The sequence below is a fragment of the Colwellia sp. MB3u-4 genome (assembly GCF_014077065.1).
Lineage (GTDB): Bacteria > Pseudomonadota > Gammaproteobacteria > Enterobacterales > Alteromonadaceae > Cognaticolwellia.
The window spans coordinates 112,589-127,661 of record NZ_JACGVE010000088.1 but is presented as its reverse complement, the minus strand read 5'-3'; the positions used below and the strand labels follow the sequence as shown (position 1 = coordinate 127,661).

The 15,073-nt window shown below is 39.1% G+C and carries 13 protein-coding genes; 11 read left to right on the top strand and 2 right to left on the bottom strand.

The features are described 5' to 3' along the window. Positions 1–80: 80 nt before the first annotated feature. The 8 genes from H4J61_RS14780 to nth all read left to right on the top strand — a co-directional run bounded on the left by H4J61_RS14780 (position 81) and on the right by nth (position 8,720). Positions 81–1,967 (top strand): EAL domain-containing protein, encoded by a 1,887-nt coding sequence (locus H4J61_RS14780; protein WP_182185791.1) that lies wholly within the window; start codon positions 81–83, stop codon positions 1,965–1,967. A 227-nt stretch (positions 1,968–2,194) separates the two neighbouring features. After that, on the top strand, positions 2,195–2,776 hold the full coding sequence (gene rsxA / locus H4J61_RS14775) for an electron transport complex subunit RsxA (RefSeq protein WP_081153075.1): 582 nt from the start codon (positions 2,195–2,197) through the stop codon (positions 2,774–2,776). After that, positions 2,776–3,330, top strand: a complete 555-nt coding sequence (gene rsxB / locus H4J61_RS14770) for an electron transport complex subunit RsxB (RefSeq protein ID WP_182137679.1) — start codon at positions 2,776–2,778, stop codon at positions 3,328–3,330. Before rsxA ends, rsxB begins: the two co-directional genes overlap by 1 nt. A gap of 12 nt (positions 3,331–3,342) precedes the next feature. Beyond that, the gene (gene rsxC / locus H4J61_RS14765) at positions 3,343–5,574 is read left to right on the top strand and encodes an electron transport complex subunit RsxC (protein ID WP_182185788.1); all 2,232 of its coding nucleotides are present in this window, start codon (positions 3,343–3,345) and stop codon (positions 5,572–5,574) included. 9 nt (positions 5,575–5,583) lie between these two features. Then, positions 5,584–6,648 carry an electron transport complex subunit RsxD gene (gene rsxD / locus H4J61_RS14760; RefSeq protein WP_182185786.1) on the top strand — a complete coding sequence of 355 codons (1,065 nt, stop codon included), beginning with the start codon at positions 5,584–5,586 and terminating at the stop codon, positions 6,646–6,648. Beyond that, positions 6,648–7,289 (top strand): electron transport complex subunit RsxG, encoded by a 642-nt coding sequence (gene rsxG / locus H4J61_RS14755; RefSeq protein ID WP_182185784.1) that lies wholly within the window; start codon positions 6,648–6,650, stop codon positions 7,287–7,289. The genes rsxD and rsxG overlap by 1 nt, the downstream gene beginning before the upstream one ends. Further along, a complete protein-coding gene (locus H4J61_RS14750; RefSeq protein WP_182185782.1) occupies positions 7,286–7,990 on the top strand; it encodes an electron transport complex subunit E in 705 nt (234 codons plus the stop codon). The genes rsxG and H4J61_RS14750 overlap by 4 nt, the downstream gene beginning before the upstream one ends. A 67-nt stretch (positions 7,991–8,057) precedes the next feature. Beyond that, positions 8,058–8,720 (top strand): endonuclease III, encoded by a 663-nt coding sequence (nth, locus tag H4J61_RS14745; protein ID WP_182185780.1) that lies wholly within the window; start codon positions 8,058–8,060, stop codon positions 8,718–8,720. 188 nt (positions 8,721–8,908) lie between these two features. On the opposite strand, the gene H4J61_RS14740 is transcribed toward nth, so the two are convergent. Then, the gene (locus H4J61_RS14740) at positions 8,909–9,835 is read right to left on the bottom strand and encodes a LysR family transcriptional regulator (RefSeq protein WP_182185778.1); all 927 of its coding nucleotides are present in this window, start codon (positions 9,833–9,835) and stop codon (positions 8,909–8,911) included. A 115-nt stretch (positions 9,836–9,950) separates the two neighbouring features. On the opposite strand from H4J61_RS14740, the gene H4J61_RS14735 reads away from it, so the two are divergent. Next, complete coding sequence (locus H4J61_RS14735; protein ID WP_182185776.1) at positions 9,951–10,592, top strand: LysE family translocator; 642 nt, start codon at positions 9,951–9,953, stop codon at positions 10,590–10,592. 206 nt (positions 10,593–10,798) lie between these two features. Here H4J61_RS14735 and H4J61_RS14730 read toward each other — a convergent pair whose 3' ends face one another. Further along, positions 10,799–11,707, bottom strand: coding sequence for a homocysteine S-methyltransferase family protein (locus H4J61_RS14730; protein WP_182185773.1), 909 nt, complete (start codon positions 11,705–11,707; stop codon positions 10,799–10,801). A 358-nt stretch (positions 11,708–12,065) separates the two neighbouring features. Here H4J61_RS14730 and H4J61_RS14725 point away from each other — a divergent pair, with 358 nt between their 5' ends. Next, entirely contained in the window at positions 12,066–13,418 is a 1,353-nt protein-coding gene (locus H4J61_RS14725; protein ID WP_182185771.1) for a GH1 family beta-glucosidase, read from the top strand. A 68-nt stretch (positions 13,419–13,486) separates the two neighbouring features. Beyond that, positions 13,487–14,815 carry a glycoside-pentoside-hexuronide (GPH):cation symporter gene (locus H4J61_RS14720; RefSeq protein ID WP_182185769.1) on the top strand — a complete coding sequence of 443 codons (1,329 nt, stop codon included), beginning with the start codon at positions 13,487–13,489 and terminating at the stop codon, positions 14,813–14,815. Positions 14,816–15,073 lie beyond the last annotated feature (258 nt).

Here is a 15,073-nt window from a genome sequence, read left to right as displayed (position 1 = left end):
ACTCTAATTCATGTTAAAAATCATTCGCAACACTTAACTTGTGATCATTACAGCGGCACATACCGGCATTCTGGAATTATATGTATAGATATTCTCAATTACTTTTAAGAAATTTTCTCTTTGCTTTGGGCTTCATTGCTAGCATAGCAATTAGCTGTACTTTGCTATTGGCCTTTCAAATTTCTGAGCAACAAATTCAACACCAGCAGACATTACTCACTGTAGACCAAGAGATAAAACCTGGCGACAGTGCAACCTTTGCCAAGCAAGTATCAAGGTTCAACCGTTACCAATTTATCAATATTGCTAATAATGAGGGTGCCATCATTATTAATCAGCAACAAGAGCCTATGCAGTTTGCCGACTTGATACTGGCGCCTATTAGCCAAGTGAAATTGCCTAATTCAGCGTTAACGATACGATATCAATTAGATGCCAATCATGCGGTAGTCTTTTTACGTAAAGCGGTATTATCGGTGTTTGTATTAAGTATTTTATTCATTTTTATTGCAACCTCATTTAGCCTTGCACGCTATCGTCGATTAACTCAAAATATTTGTGAGCAAATAAAGCAAGACCTTAACCTTATCATTTCCGGTCAAGATGACCCTGATGAGGTTAAAGATAATATAATTGATTTACCTGAAATTCAGCAAAATTTAACTGAACTCAAAACACTGCTTGCTAAAAAAACTAGCGCAACAGCCTTATTAGAAAAAGATGCCTACATCGACCCAGTAACTAAATTAGAAAATCGTAACTGTTTTATTCAATTTTTTGAAAATGCAGATAGCCGTTCTGATTTCGGGGTTTTGTCGATTACTCGTTGCTCTGAATTACAAACCATTAATCAAGTGCACGGTTATCATGAAGGTGATAATTATATCCGCAAGGTGGCTGACATAATGAAAAATGCCATCAGTCGATATAGAGGTGCGCAAGTTTTTCGTTTAAATAGTTCTGACTTTGCGACATTAATCCCCAATGTGAGCTTAAAAAGCGCAGAAACATTTGCGGCAGACCTAACGGCAAGTTTTAATGAATATCAACATACGTCAGATTTAGACTCTATTGGCTATACAGGTTTGGTTTATTTTAATGATAACAAACCTGTAGGTGAACTTTTAGCGTTAGCTGATACTGGCATTAGTGTCGCCCAAACCAAAAGCGTTAATGCTTGGTATGCCCAAGCTGACAGTAGCATTTTATACAACATCAGCGCGAGTTATGGCAATCAACATTGGCGGCAAGAAATTGATAGTGTTATTGAAAACCAAAGAGTTAATTTACTTGTCCAGTCGATTAAGCCCAGCAGCCCTAACAACCGGGTATACTCAGAAGTTTTGGCTCGTTTTTTAAATAGTAATGACGATATGCTTCCCACGGCTTCTTTCTTCGCTATGGCTGAAAAGCTCGACAAAATTGCTGCTGTTGACCAGATGATTATAGAGACTGTAATAAAAGAAATTGAGGATAGAAATATGCAAAATCATTTCTTTGGTATTAATATTAGTGCTCGTTCGATAAACGACGGTCATTTCGTTATTTGGCTAGAAAGACGGCTTTTGCGCGATACCGCCATTGCCTCAAAACTGGTGTTTGAAATTACTGAAAGTGGCTTACAACAAAATATAAAAACCAGCAAAAAATTTATTGATATGATCCACCGAGTTGGCGCCAGAATTACCGTTGAACGTTTTGGTATTGGCTTAACTTCATTTAAATTTTTTAGAGATTTAAAGCCTGACTTTATTAAAATGGATAGCACTTACACTCGAGATATTGACGAAGACAAAAATAATCAATATTTTATGCGTTTGATGGTAGATTTAGCACACAGATTAAGTGTTAGTGTATTGGCAGAAAGCGTTGAAACCCAAGAAGAAAAATTTATGCTTGAAAAACTATTTGTTGATGGCTGTCAGGGTTTCTATATTGGTAAGCCCAGAGCTATTTCTTTGGTGTAGTGGATTAAGCAACCTTAACTAGAGCCACTGAAATACTGTGGCTTTTTATTTTTTCATCTAATTTTAAAAGCCATTAACTTGTGGCTTCATTGTTTAACTTTACTCGGTTTTTTTCACCACAAGTAATTAACCACACATTAAAATGAATATCCTTACGGTTCGTATGTTGTTTATTGCCAGATAAACACGGATAATAGCGCGAATTTCCACAGTAATATATTGATCAAATGACTGATTATCTCTTGCTACTTGTTGGCACAGTATTAGTAAATAACTTTGTTTTGGTTAAATTCCTAGGCTTATGCCCATTTATGGGCGTGTCGTCTCGCACTGAAACTGCCATAGGTATGTCGTTTGCGACAACATTTGTTATGACGCTAGCTTCGTTACTGAGCTACATCGTCAATAGTTATATTCTAGCGCCCTTAGGTTTAGAATATTTAACCACAATGACCTTTATTTTAGTGATTGCCGTTGTCGTGCAATTTACTGAAATGGTTGTGCATAAAACCAGTGCAAACTTATATCGCTTGTTAGGTATTTTTCTGCCACTGATCACCACTAACTGCGCCGTACTTGGTGTTGCGCTATTAAATCTTTATGAGCAACATAATTTTTTCGAATCTATCATTTATGGTTTTGGCGCCGCTGTCGGCTTTTCTTTAGTATTAATCATGTTTTCAGCTATGCGGGAAAAACTGGCTAATGCCGATGTACCAGCGCCATTTAAAGGCTCAGCTATTGCCATGATCACCGCAGGTTTAATGTCATTAGCATTTATGGGTTTTACAGGATTGGTTAAGTTTTAATGAATACAATCATCGCAATATTAGTACTGGGTGTTCTTGCCGCCTTATTTGGTGCCTTGTTAGGTTTCGCTTCAGTGCGGTTTAAAGTACAAGGTGATCCACTGGCTGAACAGTTAGATGCACTGCTGCCACAAACACAATGTGGCCAATGTGGTTACCCTGGTTGTAAACCATATGCAGAAGCCGTTGCTAATGGTGAAGCTATAAACAAATGCGCGCCAGGTGGTGAAGACACCATTAAAAAAATTGCTGATTTAATGGGGGTGGAAGTTCAGCCTTTAGATGAGAATCATGAAGCAGATAACTCCCCTAAAGTCGCTTTTATTATTGAAGAAGACTGTATTGGCTGTACCAAGTGCATTCAAGCCTGTCCGGTTGATGCCATTATAGGCACAACCAAACAAATGCACACTATCATTGCTGATGAGTGCACCGGTTGCGACTTATGTGTTGCACCGTGCCCAGTAGATTGTATAGAGATGATCTCAGTTGCCACAACAACACAAAACTGGCAATGGGATTTAGATAGTATACCTGTAGTACAAATAAATTAAGACGAGGTTTGGGTGGAATCGGTAATTGAACGTATAAAACGAGGAAATTTTTCGCAGTTTCATGGCGGCATACATCCGCCTGAGCAAAAATTTCTCACCTGCTCCAAACCCATTGCCAGTGCGCAAATTCCTGAACAGTTGATTATCCCTATTCGTCAACATATTGGCCAGGCAGGTAATGTCATGGTCAAAGTCGGCGACAAGGTGCTTAAAGGGCAAATATTAAGTGATTGTGATAGCCCAATGTCGGTGCCGATTCACGCCCCTACGAGTGGTACAATCACGGCCATTAAGTCAATGGCGATCCCTCACCCTTCTGGTTTAAGTGAAGCTTGCATTATATTAACACCTGACGGAGAAGACACTTGGAAACAGCGTCATATTTGTCCTGATTTTCACTCATTAAGCAAAACGCAAATATTAGAGAAAATAGCTAATGCAGGTATTTCTGGTATGGGAGGCGCAGGCTTTCCAACACAGGTCAAAGTAAGCACCTTAGCTAAAATAGATTACTTAATTATCAATGCTGCTGAGTGTGAGCCTTATATCACTGCTGATGATTTATTGCTTCAAGAACATAGCCCAACCATTCTAGATGGCATTAAAATTCTTGACCATTTATTAACTCCAAAAAACATTCTTATCGGTATCGAAGAAAATAAAACTAAGGCCATTGCAGCCTTAAAAAAAGCCACGGCAGATATTGACCATATCGACGTTTGTGTTATTCCAACGAAATACCCAAGTGGTGGTGAAAAACAACTGATACAAATATTAACCGGTCAAGAAGTCCCTAGTGGCGTTTTACCAAGCTCGTTGGGTATAGTGATGCAGAACGTTGCCACCTGCTTTGCTATTGCTGACGCCGTTATCAATGACACACCACTGATCAAACGCGTTGTTACCGTTAGCGGCCAAGCGCTAGAAAAACCACAAAATATTTGGGCACTTATTGGCACTCCCGTTGGTTTTTTAACGGATCAATGTGGCTACAAAAATAGTCAAAATAGGCATTTAATCATGGGTGGCCCTATGATGGGTTTTAGTTTACCTCATGATCAAGTTCCGGTGATAAAAACCACCAACTGTATTTTAGCGCCTAGTGAAATTGAAATAGCCTCACCCTTTTCGTCAACGAGTAGTAAAGAGGTTGAGTGTATTCGTTGTGGTCAATGTGCCGATGTATGCCCTGCACAATTGCTACCACAAGAATTACTATGGAGTGCGAAAGCAAAAGATCAGGCACAACTGACAAAGCTTAATCTATTTGACTGTATTGAATGTGGTGCTTGTGCTTACGTTTGCCCAAGCCAAATACCTTTAGTGCATTATTATCGTGTTGCCAAAGCTGAAATACGTCAACAAAAATTACTCGATATCAAAGCTGAAAAAGCCAAAGTTAGATTTGAAGCGCGTAAGCAAAGACTTGAACGCGAAAAAGTTGCCCGAGTAGAAAAACATAAAAAAGCTGCCGAGGCGCGCAAAGCCAGAATGAATACAGATACAAGTGCAGCAAAATCAGAGAAATCTGCAGTAGCAGACGCACTTGCTCGGGTAAAAGCAAAAAAAGCTCAAGCCAGCCTAAAGCAAAATACTGCAGAAGGTTCTGTTACCAGTACTGTCGAGATGACTGCTGAATCAGTTGTACCAGTTGACGAGAGTAAAAGCCAAGTGGCCAATGCTATTGCAAGAGCAAAAGCGAAAAAAATAGCACAGAAAAACCAAGCACAAATAGAGTCGTTAGATACGCTGCAAAACAACGAGTCACCAAGCTCATCGCAAGCAGCGCCGGTTGTCATTGATAAAAAAGCTAAGGTTGACGTAGCTATTGCAAAAGCAAAAGCAAACGAAAATAAACCTCAAGCAGAAACAATATCAGACAGCCCTATTGCTCAGGTTGACGCAACAACAAAAGCACTTCCCCTTGAGGTAGTTAACTTAGCATCAGATTCAGATGACAAAGCCACTCAAGCACTAAATAAAAAGGCGAAAGTGGCCGCTGCAATCGCGAAAGCAAAGGCTAAAGCTAAAGCTAAAACAGCAGCAAGTTTAGCGGCTGAAACATCGTTTGACCGTGCCGAGCCATCAACAACGCCCGCTAACATTGATGTTATGCAAGACAGTAATACAGCAGCACAAGCGGATATTGCGGCAACTAAAAAAGCGCGCGTAGCGGCAGTAGTGGCTAAAGCAAAGGCGAAAAAACTAGCCGCTTCATCCAACAAATCAACAACTTCAGAGTAATTAAGTACCATGGCCTTTTGGATAGCAAGTTCACCGCACAATCATCAACAAAATGAAACATCAAGCCTAATGAGGCTGGTGATTTATGCCACCATTCCAGGGATATTTGCGCAATGGTACTTCTTTGGCTGGGGTAACTTAATTCATATTTCTTTAGCAGTAGCCGCCGCAATTATCGCTGAGTTTACGGTACTATCATTAAGAAATAAAAAAATAACGCCCCAGTTATTTGATGGTAGCGCCATATTAACCGCTGTTTTACTGGGTATAAGTTTACCTGCCTTAGCCCCTTGGTGGATATCAGTTATTGGTAGCGTTTTTGCGATTGCACTGGTTAAACAACTCTATGGTGGTTTAGGACATAACCCTTTCAATCCAGCCATGGCGGCCTATGTAATGCTGCTGATTTCATTTCCGCTGCAAATGACTCAGTGGCAACCACCACTATCATTACTGGCCATGGATATACAATTAACTGACACGCTTTCCGTTATTTTTTCTGGCTATACACCACAAGGTTACTCAGTTGAGCAAATTCGTACGCACATCGATGGTTTTACCATGGCGACCCCACTAGATACGGTTAAAACTAATATGACTTTAGGGTTAACGGTAGTTGAGAGTATGCAAGCGCCAACTATAGGTAAACATTTTGGCGTGGGTTGGGAATGGATCAATGCCGGCTTTTTACTTGGTGGCTTATTCTTATTGAGTAAAAAAGCCATTCCTTGGAGCACACCCGTAAGTTTTCTATTAAGTTTATTTGTTTGTAGTTTCATTGCCTTTATGATTAGTCCTGATAGCAATGCCTCAACTATGTTTCACTGGTTTACTGGCGCAACCATGCTAGGGGCATTTTTCATTCTGACCGACCCTGTTTCTGGTGCAACGAGCGTTAAAGGTCGACTCGTCTTTGGCGCACTGGCTGGCTTATTAGTTTTTCTGATCAGAAAGTTTGGTGGCTATCCTGATGCTGTCGCCTTTGCGGTTTTACTCTGTAATATGTCTGCGCCTTTAATTGATCAATACACCCGCCCTCGCACTTATGGCCACGACTTAGGAGTGAAAAAATAATGTCTGAGTTAACGCCTGCAATAAGTAAAAACTCAAAAATATTAGCCTTATTCGCGGTAGCCTGTACGGCGACCGTTGCTTTAGTGCAGCTACTGACAGAAGATCGCATTGAACTTCAGTCTCAACAACAATTAATTCAGCAATTAAACCAAGTTATTCAAAAAGATAGCCATGATAATGAAATGTTCCGTGACTGTATTATAGCGCCTACGGGCAAGGACACAGAGTTGTTAATCGATGTAATTTACCGGGCGCGATTAAATAACATGCCGACAGCTGCTGCCATTAAAACAGTGGCACCCGACGGCTACAGTGGCAATATTGAATTGTTAATTGCGCTCAACATTGATGGCAGTGTGAGTGGCGTTAGAACATTATTACATAAAGAAACACCCGGTTTAGGTGATAAAATAGAACTCAGAAAAAGTGACTGGATAACAACATTTGCTGGAAAAAAAGTCTTAGAGAAAAACGATAATCGCTGGGCGGTTAAAAAAGACGGTGGTATGTTTGACCAGTTTACCGGAGCTACCATTACCCCCAGAGCTGTAGTAAAAACAGTTAGAAAAACCATTGACTACTTTCAAGCTAATCAAAAAGTCATTTTTAATACCGCCAGTAACTGTGGAGTGGACCAATGAAAATAAATCCAGAATATAAAGCATTAGCTTGGCAAGGTTTATGGAAAAACAACCCGGGCTTGGTACAGTTGCTTGGCCTTTGTCCCTTATTGGCGGTAACCTCAACGGTTGTTAACGCTTTAGGCTTAGGCATAGCAACCATGTTTGTCCTGATTTGTTCAAACGTCACCGTCTCAGCCATCAGACAATGGGTGCCCAAAGAAATCCGTATTCCAATTTTCGTGCTTATTATTGCCACTTTTGTTACCTGTGTGCAGTTGCTGATGAACGCGTTTACTTACGACTTATACCAGTCGTTAGGCATTTTTCTGCCGCTCATCGTCACTAATTGCGCTATTATTGGTCGGGCAGAAGCCTACGCCTCTAAAAATCCCATTAAGCAATCTAGTTTTGATGGCTTAATGATGGGGCTTGGTTTCTTAGCCGTATTAGTTGTCTTAGGGGCAATACGTGAAGTTTTAGGTCAAGGTACATTATTTGATGGCGCAAACCTGCTTTTAGGGCAATGGGCCACAGGATTGAGAGTAGAGATTTACCAGCTTGATAGCCAGTTTCTATTGATGATATTACCGCCAGGTGCCTTTATTGCCATGGGCTTTTTAATCGCAGGGAAAAATGTTATTGATCATAAAGTAGCACAAGCAAAGCCTAAAAAATTAGAACAAGCGATTGAACGTGTTCGTGTAAACTTTGAAAATTAACTAAGCACACTTAAATAAGAATACCTAAATAAGCATACCTAAATGAAAACAATAAAAAATATCTCTGATGAATAAAGCAACACGATTAACCATGTTAACGCGGTTGCGAGACAACGACCCAAGCCCAACCACAGAGCTTAATTTCTCCAGTGCTTTTGAGTTATTAATTGCGGTGTTATTATCCGCTCAAGCCACTGATGTCAGTGTCAACAAAGCCACTGACAAACTTTATCCTGTCGCTAATACACCACAAGCACTACTTGACCTTGGTCTTGACGGCTTGAAGTCTTACATCAAAACCATAGGTTTATTTAACACCAAAGCGGTAAATACCCTTAAAACCTGTCAAATGATAATCGATTTGCATAATGGTGAAGTGCCTGAAAATAGAGCGGCCCTTGAAGCCCTACCCGGCGTTGGCAGAAAAACCGCTAATGTTGTACTCAACACAGGGTTTGGTTGGCTAAAAGATAATGAGGGTAAATACTTTATTGCCGTTGATACCCATATCCAACGCGTCGCTAACCGCACTGGCTACGCCAAAGGCAAGACAGTAGAAGAAACAGAAAAAAACATCATCAAACACACGCCAAGAAAAACAGAATTTTTCTTTAATTTACATCATTGGCTAATTCTTCATGGCCGCTACACCTGCATAGCTCGCAAACCAAAATGCGGTTCATGTATTATTGAAGACTTATGCGACTTTAAAGACAAGACTGAAGACTAAAAGTTTACTTAACTTATTTAAGACCAGTACAAGTGCAATATTAACCATTGAGCTTAAGTGTTTATCGTTAACACCAGCAGCGAAAGTAAATGAAAACCACCTTGTTAATCCTTCTATGTCTTTTCAACACTTTACTGATAACTTAGCCGTTTTTACTGACAAACTGGCTGTGTGTTAATGACAATCACTTAGCCGTCTGATTTAATTATCTGTAACTTTTTTTTCATAAAATCGATAAACATGCGGTTTTTATTGGGCATACATTTACTTTGCACATACTGCAAACAAATGTCACCGTGATAACTACATTGTAACTGCCAGTCTTTCAATAACGGGATCAGCCTTCCCGCTTCAAGCCCTTGCTGCGCAGTGTAATCGGGTAAAGAGCCAATACCAAAACCTTGTTCAATCGCGTCTCGACGCATTTCACTATGGTTAAGTAAATATGATCCCGTGACTTCTACTGTGGTTTTATGATTTTCATTGCTAAATCGCCATCGGTTGTCGGTCATATTTTCGCCTAAGCAAATGCAAGGTAAATCTTTTAAATCATCGGGATGTTTTGGCAGAGCATGCTTGGCTAAAAAATCAGGACTGGCACATAACACCTGTTCAACACGGCCAATGTTAACATTGACCAAAGCTTCAATAGGATAGTCATTAATATGAATCAAAAAATCGACACCGTCATGGATCGGATCTAAAATACGGTCGGTTACTTTTAAATGTAACTGAATGTCTGGATAGCGTTTTAAAAACTCAACAAAAAGTGGCCGTAATACCTGATTGGCCAATGATTTTGGTGCTGCCACTCTCAATAACCCACTCACCGTCGATGTGATAGAACGACTGGCATTAACCGCTTTTTCTGCCGACTCAACCATCTGTTTACAGTAATCAAACGTTATTTTCCCTGACTCAGTTAACGCCAGTTGTCGTGTTGTACGCTGCAATAGTTTGATACCTAATGCATCTTCTAATCTGCTTATTTGACGGCTCACTGCTGAGGGTGTTACGCCAAGTTTTTTTGCCGCTTTACTAAAATTCCCCTGCTCAACCACAGTGACTAAAATAGCCATATCAGACAATAAAGGCATGAGTTTATTTGTGTCCACTAGGCACAAGTCTTTATATAAATATGTGTATTGTTTTAAATATCTCATAGATTAACATAGATCCGCAGTCATGAGTTGGCTGCTGTGAGCATATGTTAAATGATGAGAGGTAAATATGGAGTTGTTAATAAATACGTATATGGCAGAAATTATCGCGGTGAGCACCATCGCTATTTTTATGGCTATGTTACCTGGGGCTGATTTTGTGTTAGTGACCCGCACGAGTATCTACAATGGTCGTTTGGCCGGTTTATATATGAGCTTAGGCATGTGTTTATCTGTTTGTATTCATGCCAGTTATTCAATTGCAGGCTTAGTCGTGGTGATTGCAAGTTCAGCCTGGTTATTTTCTGCAATCAAATATTTAGGCGCGGCTTATCTTATCTATATTGCTTGGCAGTTGTTAACAACACCCGAGCCTTTACATAATGACCAAAAACATCAAACAGCAGATATTTCGGCCTTTATCGCGCTGCGTCGTGGCTTTACTTGCAACATATTAAACCCTAAAACCTCTATCTTCTTCTTAAGTATTTTTACCCAAGTAGTGTCGGTAGATACCCCATTAATAATGCAAATAAGCTATGGGTTGATCATTATGTTGGCACATTTTATCTGGTACAGCGGTGTTGCTTTACTATTATCACACACCAGTATATTGCCTCGCTTTAATCGCCAAAAACAAAAAATTGATAAGGTAGCAGGATTTATCCTGATGCTCATTGCTATCAAGCTCAGCCTAATCAGTGCTATTTAAGTAAGAGCTACAATTAGCGATCTCAAAACCTAGCTAATTGTAGGCTTTCAGCCTTAGTTTTATCAGGATATGACCAAAAAACTTCAGTTTTCAGTTTTCTTTTTGCTCAATGCTGATTGTTATACAAAGACTAATAGTACCTCGGCAGATATTAAGTATTAATATTCAATATTCCACATTTAATATGTGTCTTCCAAATGATGACATTATTTAAGTGCAGCTAATTTTTTGATATGTGCCGGTGAAACCCCACAACAGCCACCGATAATAGAGGCACCAGATTTAAGCCAAGATGAGGCAAATTCGCTATACTTTTCTGGTGGAACATCATCTCTGATACCAGAAATACCATTACTTTTATTCGCTTCGTGTAGTTCACCAATTACTGAAAAATTATTAGCGTACACACCTAACTGAACTTGGTGTTCAATGCCTTGATCTAATAGCGCCTGTTTAGCGGTGATAAGTGCGGTCTGCATTACTTCGACACAGCTACAATTAAATAATATTGCCGAAACATTTTGCCCTGCAATTTCGCTAACGGCATCATAAACTGACTCGCCTGAACGTAGAGTCGACTCGGTAGATATTTCATCTTTAACAGTAAAGGCAATCCAGGTAGGTTTGCCAGTAACAAGAGTGCGAGCCTTGATCATTGCCGCTTCTGCGATAGATGATATCGTTTCGGCTAGCCATAAATCTACATCAACCTTCTGATTTTTTATTAATAACTCAAGCAAGGGCTGCGCTTGAGCCACTGAAAAAAGATCTGGTCGGTAAGAGCCTAACAATGGCGGAATACAACCCGCGACTAACAAATTTGAATTATCTTTAACGCACTCTCGTGCTAACCTAGCGGCTAGTTTAATAAGCTCAGCCCCTTGTTCGTTAAAGCGTTTCTCACCAATATGAAAAGGCACTAACGCGTAGGTATTGGTGGTAATGATATCAGCACCGGCCTTAATAAAGCTACGATGCACTTGAGAGATAAAATGAGGCGCTTCAATTAACGCTTGAGCTGACCATTCTGGTTGTTGAAAAGGGGCACCAATACGTTGCAGTTCACGGCCCATACCACCGTCAAGAATTATCGGAAATGTAAAGGGTAATTTCATACTCATTCTTTCATCTGTTATCTATAAAAATAAGAGCAGAATAACCATGCGGTTGGCGTAAAGCAAGCGTAAATAGGACATTGATAAAATTGAACTAGGCTTTGCGTTTTTGGATATTGATCTCTAGTAGCAAGCTACTGACCTAGTCAACTAAAAAACATGCCCTTTGCTACTTAAATCACATAAAAATCATTATATCAGGCATTAGTTACCCTACTATTTACCGAAAACAGATTGACCTTTAATATCAATCGAGCTAAATTGAAAGCGCTTCCAAATACCATGAAAAACTGAAAGATCTAAAAATAATTAACGCTAACTAAAACCACTAACAATAAATCATTAAGAATAAATAACTATGAAATTGACTTTACCTTATAACTCAAAAATGAATTCAACAGATTTTATTTATGGTGTTGCTACTGCCTCATTCCAAATCGAGGGCGGTATCGAGCAACGATTGCCCTGTATCTGGGATACATTTTGCTCTTTAGAAAACACTATTGTCGATGGTTCAAATGGAGACGTTGCCTGTGATCATTACCATAAATGGCCTCAAGACATCGAAATGATTGAATCTCTCGGCGTTGATGCTTATCGTTTATCTATTTCGTGGGGAAGAGTTGTTAATGAAGATGGCAGTATCAATGCAACAGGTATCGCATTTTATATTGCCTTGTTAGATAAATTAATTGAGAAAAACATTAAATCCTTTGTTACGCTTTATCACTGGGATTTACCTCAACACCTTGAAGATAAAGGTGGTTGGTTAAACAGAGAAACGGCTTACGAATTTCAAAAATATACCGAAATAGTGATTAAAGCATTTGGCAATAGAGTGCATTCGTATGCTACGTTAAATGAGCCTTTTTGTAGCGCTTATTTAGGCTATGAAATTGGCATTCATGCACCAGGTATTAAAGGTAAAGAGTTTGGCAAAAAGGCAGCTCATCATTTATTACTTGCTCATGGTTTAGCGATGCAATCACTTAAAAAATTAAGCCCGAACACACTTAATGGCATAGTACTTAATTTTAGCCCTAGCTACCCTGCTTCCCAAAACCCAGCGGATATAGCCGCAACTCAGTTCGCTGATGATTATTTTAATCAATGGTATATAAAGCCTATTTTTGATGCTCAATATCCAGAAATACTTTCACAACTGCCATTATCACAACAGCCTGATATTATTGCAGGTGATATGGACATCATTGCAGAATCTGTTGATTTTTTAGGTATTAATTATTATACACGTGCAATATATCAAGCTGATGAAAATGAAATATTCGCTCAAATTACCCTTAAAGATGTTCCATTAACCGATATGGGTTGGGAAATATATCCATCAGGGTTTTCTGATTTATTGATTTCTTTAAATGCCAAATACACCTTACCTCCTATTTATATCACTGAAAATGGTGCCGCAATGCCTGACAGCATCAAAGATGGCAAAGTAGAAGATGCTCACCGAGTCGCTTATTACCAAAGCCACCTTAACGCGGTAAATACAGCCATTGAATCAGGTGTCGACATAAGAGGTTACTTTGCTTGGAGTTTAATGGATAATTTTGAATGGGCTGAAGGCTATTTAAAAAGGTTTGGTATTGTCTATGTCGATTATCAAAGCCAAGAAAGAACAATAAAAGCCAGTGGTTATGCCTATCGTGATTTAATCCATCAACGAAATAGCAATTATTTATCAAATAGTTAATTGAACAACGTAAAGTGTCATTGTATATAAAATAAGAAGAATATTAATTTAAAAAAAAAGAGATTCACATGCTGAAAATTAAAGAAAAAATAGCTTACGGTTTAGGCGACACAGCCAGTAATATCATCTTCCAAACCGTGATGATGTTTTTACTTATTTATTATACCGATGTGGTTGGTCTTTCTCCTGCACTTGTTGGCACTCTTTTTCTTGTGGTTAGAATATTTGATGCAATCACTGATCCCTTAATGGGGGCGATGGCTGATAGAACGAAAACTAAGTGGGGACAATTCAGACCTTATTTATTATGGCTAGCCCTGCCTTTTTGCCTGATCAGTATTTTAGCTTTTACCACCTTTGATTTATCTGACAATGGTAAAATCGTTTATGCATTTGCTACTTATACTTTGTTAATGATCGCTTATACCGCGATAAACATTCCTTATTCAGCGCTAGGTGGTGTACTGACCGCTGACCCTGAAGAACGGGTATCAGTACAATCATATCGATTTGTTTTTGGTATGTTAGGTGGTCTAATCGTTGCAGCAGGCACTATGCCATTAGTAGAGTGGTTTGGTGCTGGAGATAAAGCACAAGGCTATCAGTACACTATGATAGCCATGAGCTTGCTAGGCTTAATGCTTTTTCTGCTTTGTTTTGCCGGTACTAAAGAAAGAGTCAGCCCGCCAAAAGATCAAAATTCAAGCTTTAAAGAAGATTTGTCTGCCTTATGGAAAAATGATCAATGGCGAATTCTTTGCTTAGCTGGATTATTGTTATTAAGTGGCCAAGTACTGCGCGGCACACTGGCGGTTTATTATGTGAAATATTATTTAGGTCGCGCTGACCTGATCACCTTGTTTATGACTTTAGGGATGATAGGTAGCATTCTAGGTTGTGCACTGGCGTTACCACTATCTAAAAAAGTATGTAAAATTAAAGCCTATATTTGTTTACAATCAATCGCTGCTTTTATTTGTATTATCAGTTATTTTGTTGGCAGTGAACAAACCGTTATGGCCTTCACTTTATTCTTTCTTTGGAGTTTTTTCCTGCAGATGGCCACCCCCTTACTTTGGGCAAAAATGGCTGATACTATCGATTATGGACACTGGAAAACTGGCGTTAGAATAACGGGTATGGTTTATTCAGCTATCGTTTTTTTCATCAAACTTGGCGTTGCCATTGGCGGTGCATTAGCGGGTTGGTTATTGGCCTATTATGGCTACCAAGCTGATGTAGAACAAAGCACTAACACGCAACAAGGCATATTAGCTGCTTTCACTATTTTTCCTGCTGTAGGGTCGATATTAGTTGCCTGGGTAATGCGCTGGTACATACTTGATGCAAAAAAAGTGCAATTTATTCACCAAGCTTTAAAAAACACATCAAGTTAGTTAATTTGAAAAATGTAAATCGCTAGCCTAAAATAATATAGTTAGCGTTTTATTAGCGAGTTAACGTCACCTCTATCAAATAAATAAATGCATGCTAAATCTAACAACTAAACAACATTTAAACTTAAATTTAACGAGTAAAAGCTCTAAAATAGTTAACTTTATTTATTAAAATACGGTTGACCTTATTAGTAAAATATTTTAAATTGTGGAAGCGCTTCCTGATTGCAATTTGTTTTTTTTAATTAAACTGGAAGC

Excerpts from the sequence above, each read along its gene's own strand:
- H4J61_RS14750 (WP_182185782.1), top strand. The coding sequence starts at position 7,286 with ATGAAAATAAATCCAGAATATAAAGCATTAGCTTGGCAAGGTTTATGG.
- nth (WP_182185780.1), top strand. The coding sequence starts at position 8,058 with ATGAATAAAGCAACACGATTAACCATGTTAACGCGGTTGCGAGACAAC.
- rsxB (WP_182137679.1), top strand. The coding sequence starts at position 2,776 with ATGAATACAATCATCGCAATATTAGTACTGGGTGTTCTTGCCGCCTTA.
- H4J61_RS14780 (WP_182185791.1), top strand. The coding sequence starts at position 81 with ATGTATAGATATTCTCAATTACTTTTAAGAAATTTTCTCTTTGCTTTG.
- H4J61_RS14735 (WP_182185776.1), top strand. The coding sequence starts at position 9,951 with ATGGAGTTGTTAATAAATACGTATATGGCAGAAATTATCGCGGTGAGC.
- rsxD (WP_182185786.1), top strand. The coding sequence starts at position 5,584 with ATGGCCTTTTGGATAGCAAGTTCACCGCACAATCATCAACAAAATGAA.
- H4J61_RS14720 (WP_182185769.1), top strand. The coding sequence starts at position 13,487 with ATGCTGAAAATTAAAGAAAAAATAGCTTACGGTTTAGGCGACACAGCC.
- rsxG (WP_182185784.1), top strand. The coding sequence starts at position 6,648 with ATGTCTGAGTTAACGCCTGCAATAAGTAAAAACTCAAAAATATTAGCC.
- H4J61_RS14730 (WP_182185773.1), bottom strand. The coding sequence starts at position 11,707 with ATGAAATTACCCTTTACATTTCCGATAATTCTTGACGGTGGTATGGGC.
- rsxA (WP_081153075.1), top strand. The coding sequence starts at position 2,195 with ATGACTGATTATCTCTTGCTACTTGTTGGCACAGTATTAGTAAATAAC.
- H4J61_RS14725 (WP_182185771.1), top strand. The coding sequence starts at position 12,066 with ATGAAATTGACTTTACCTTATAACTCAAAAATGAATTCAACAGATTTT.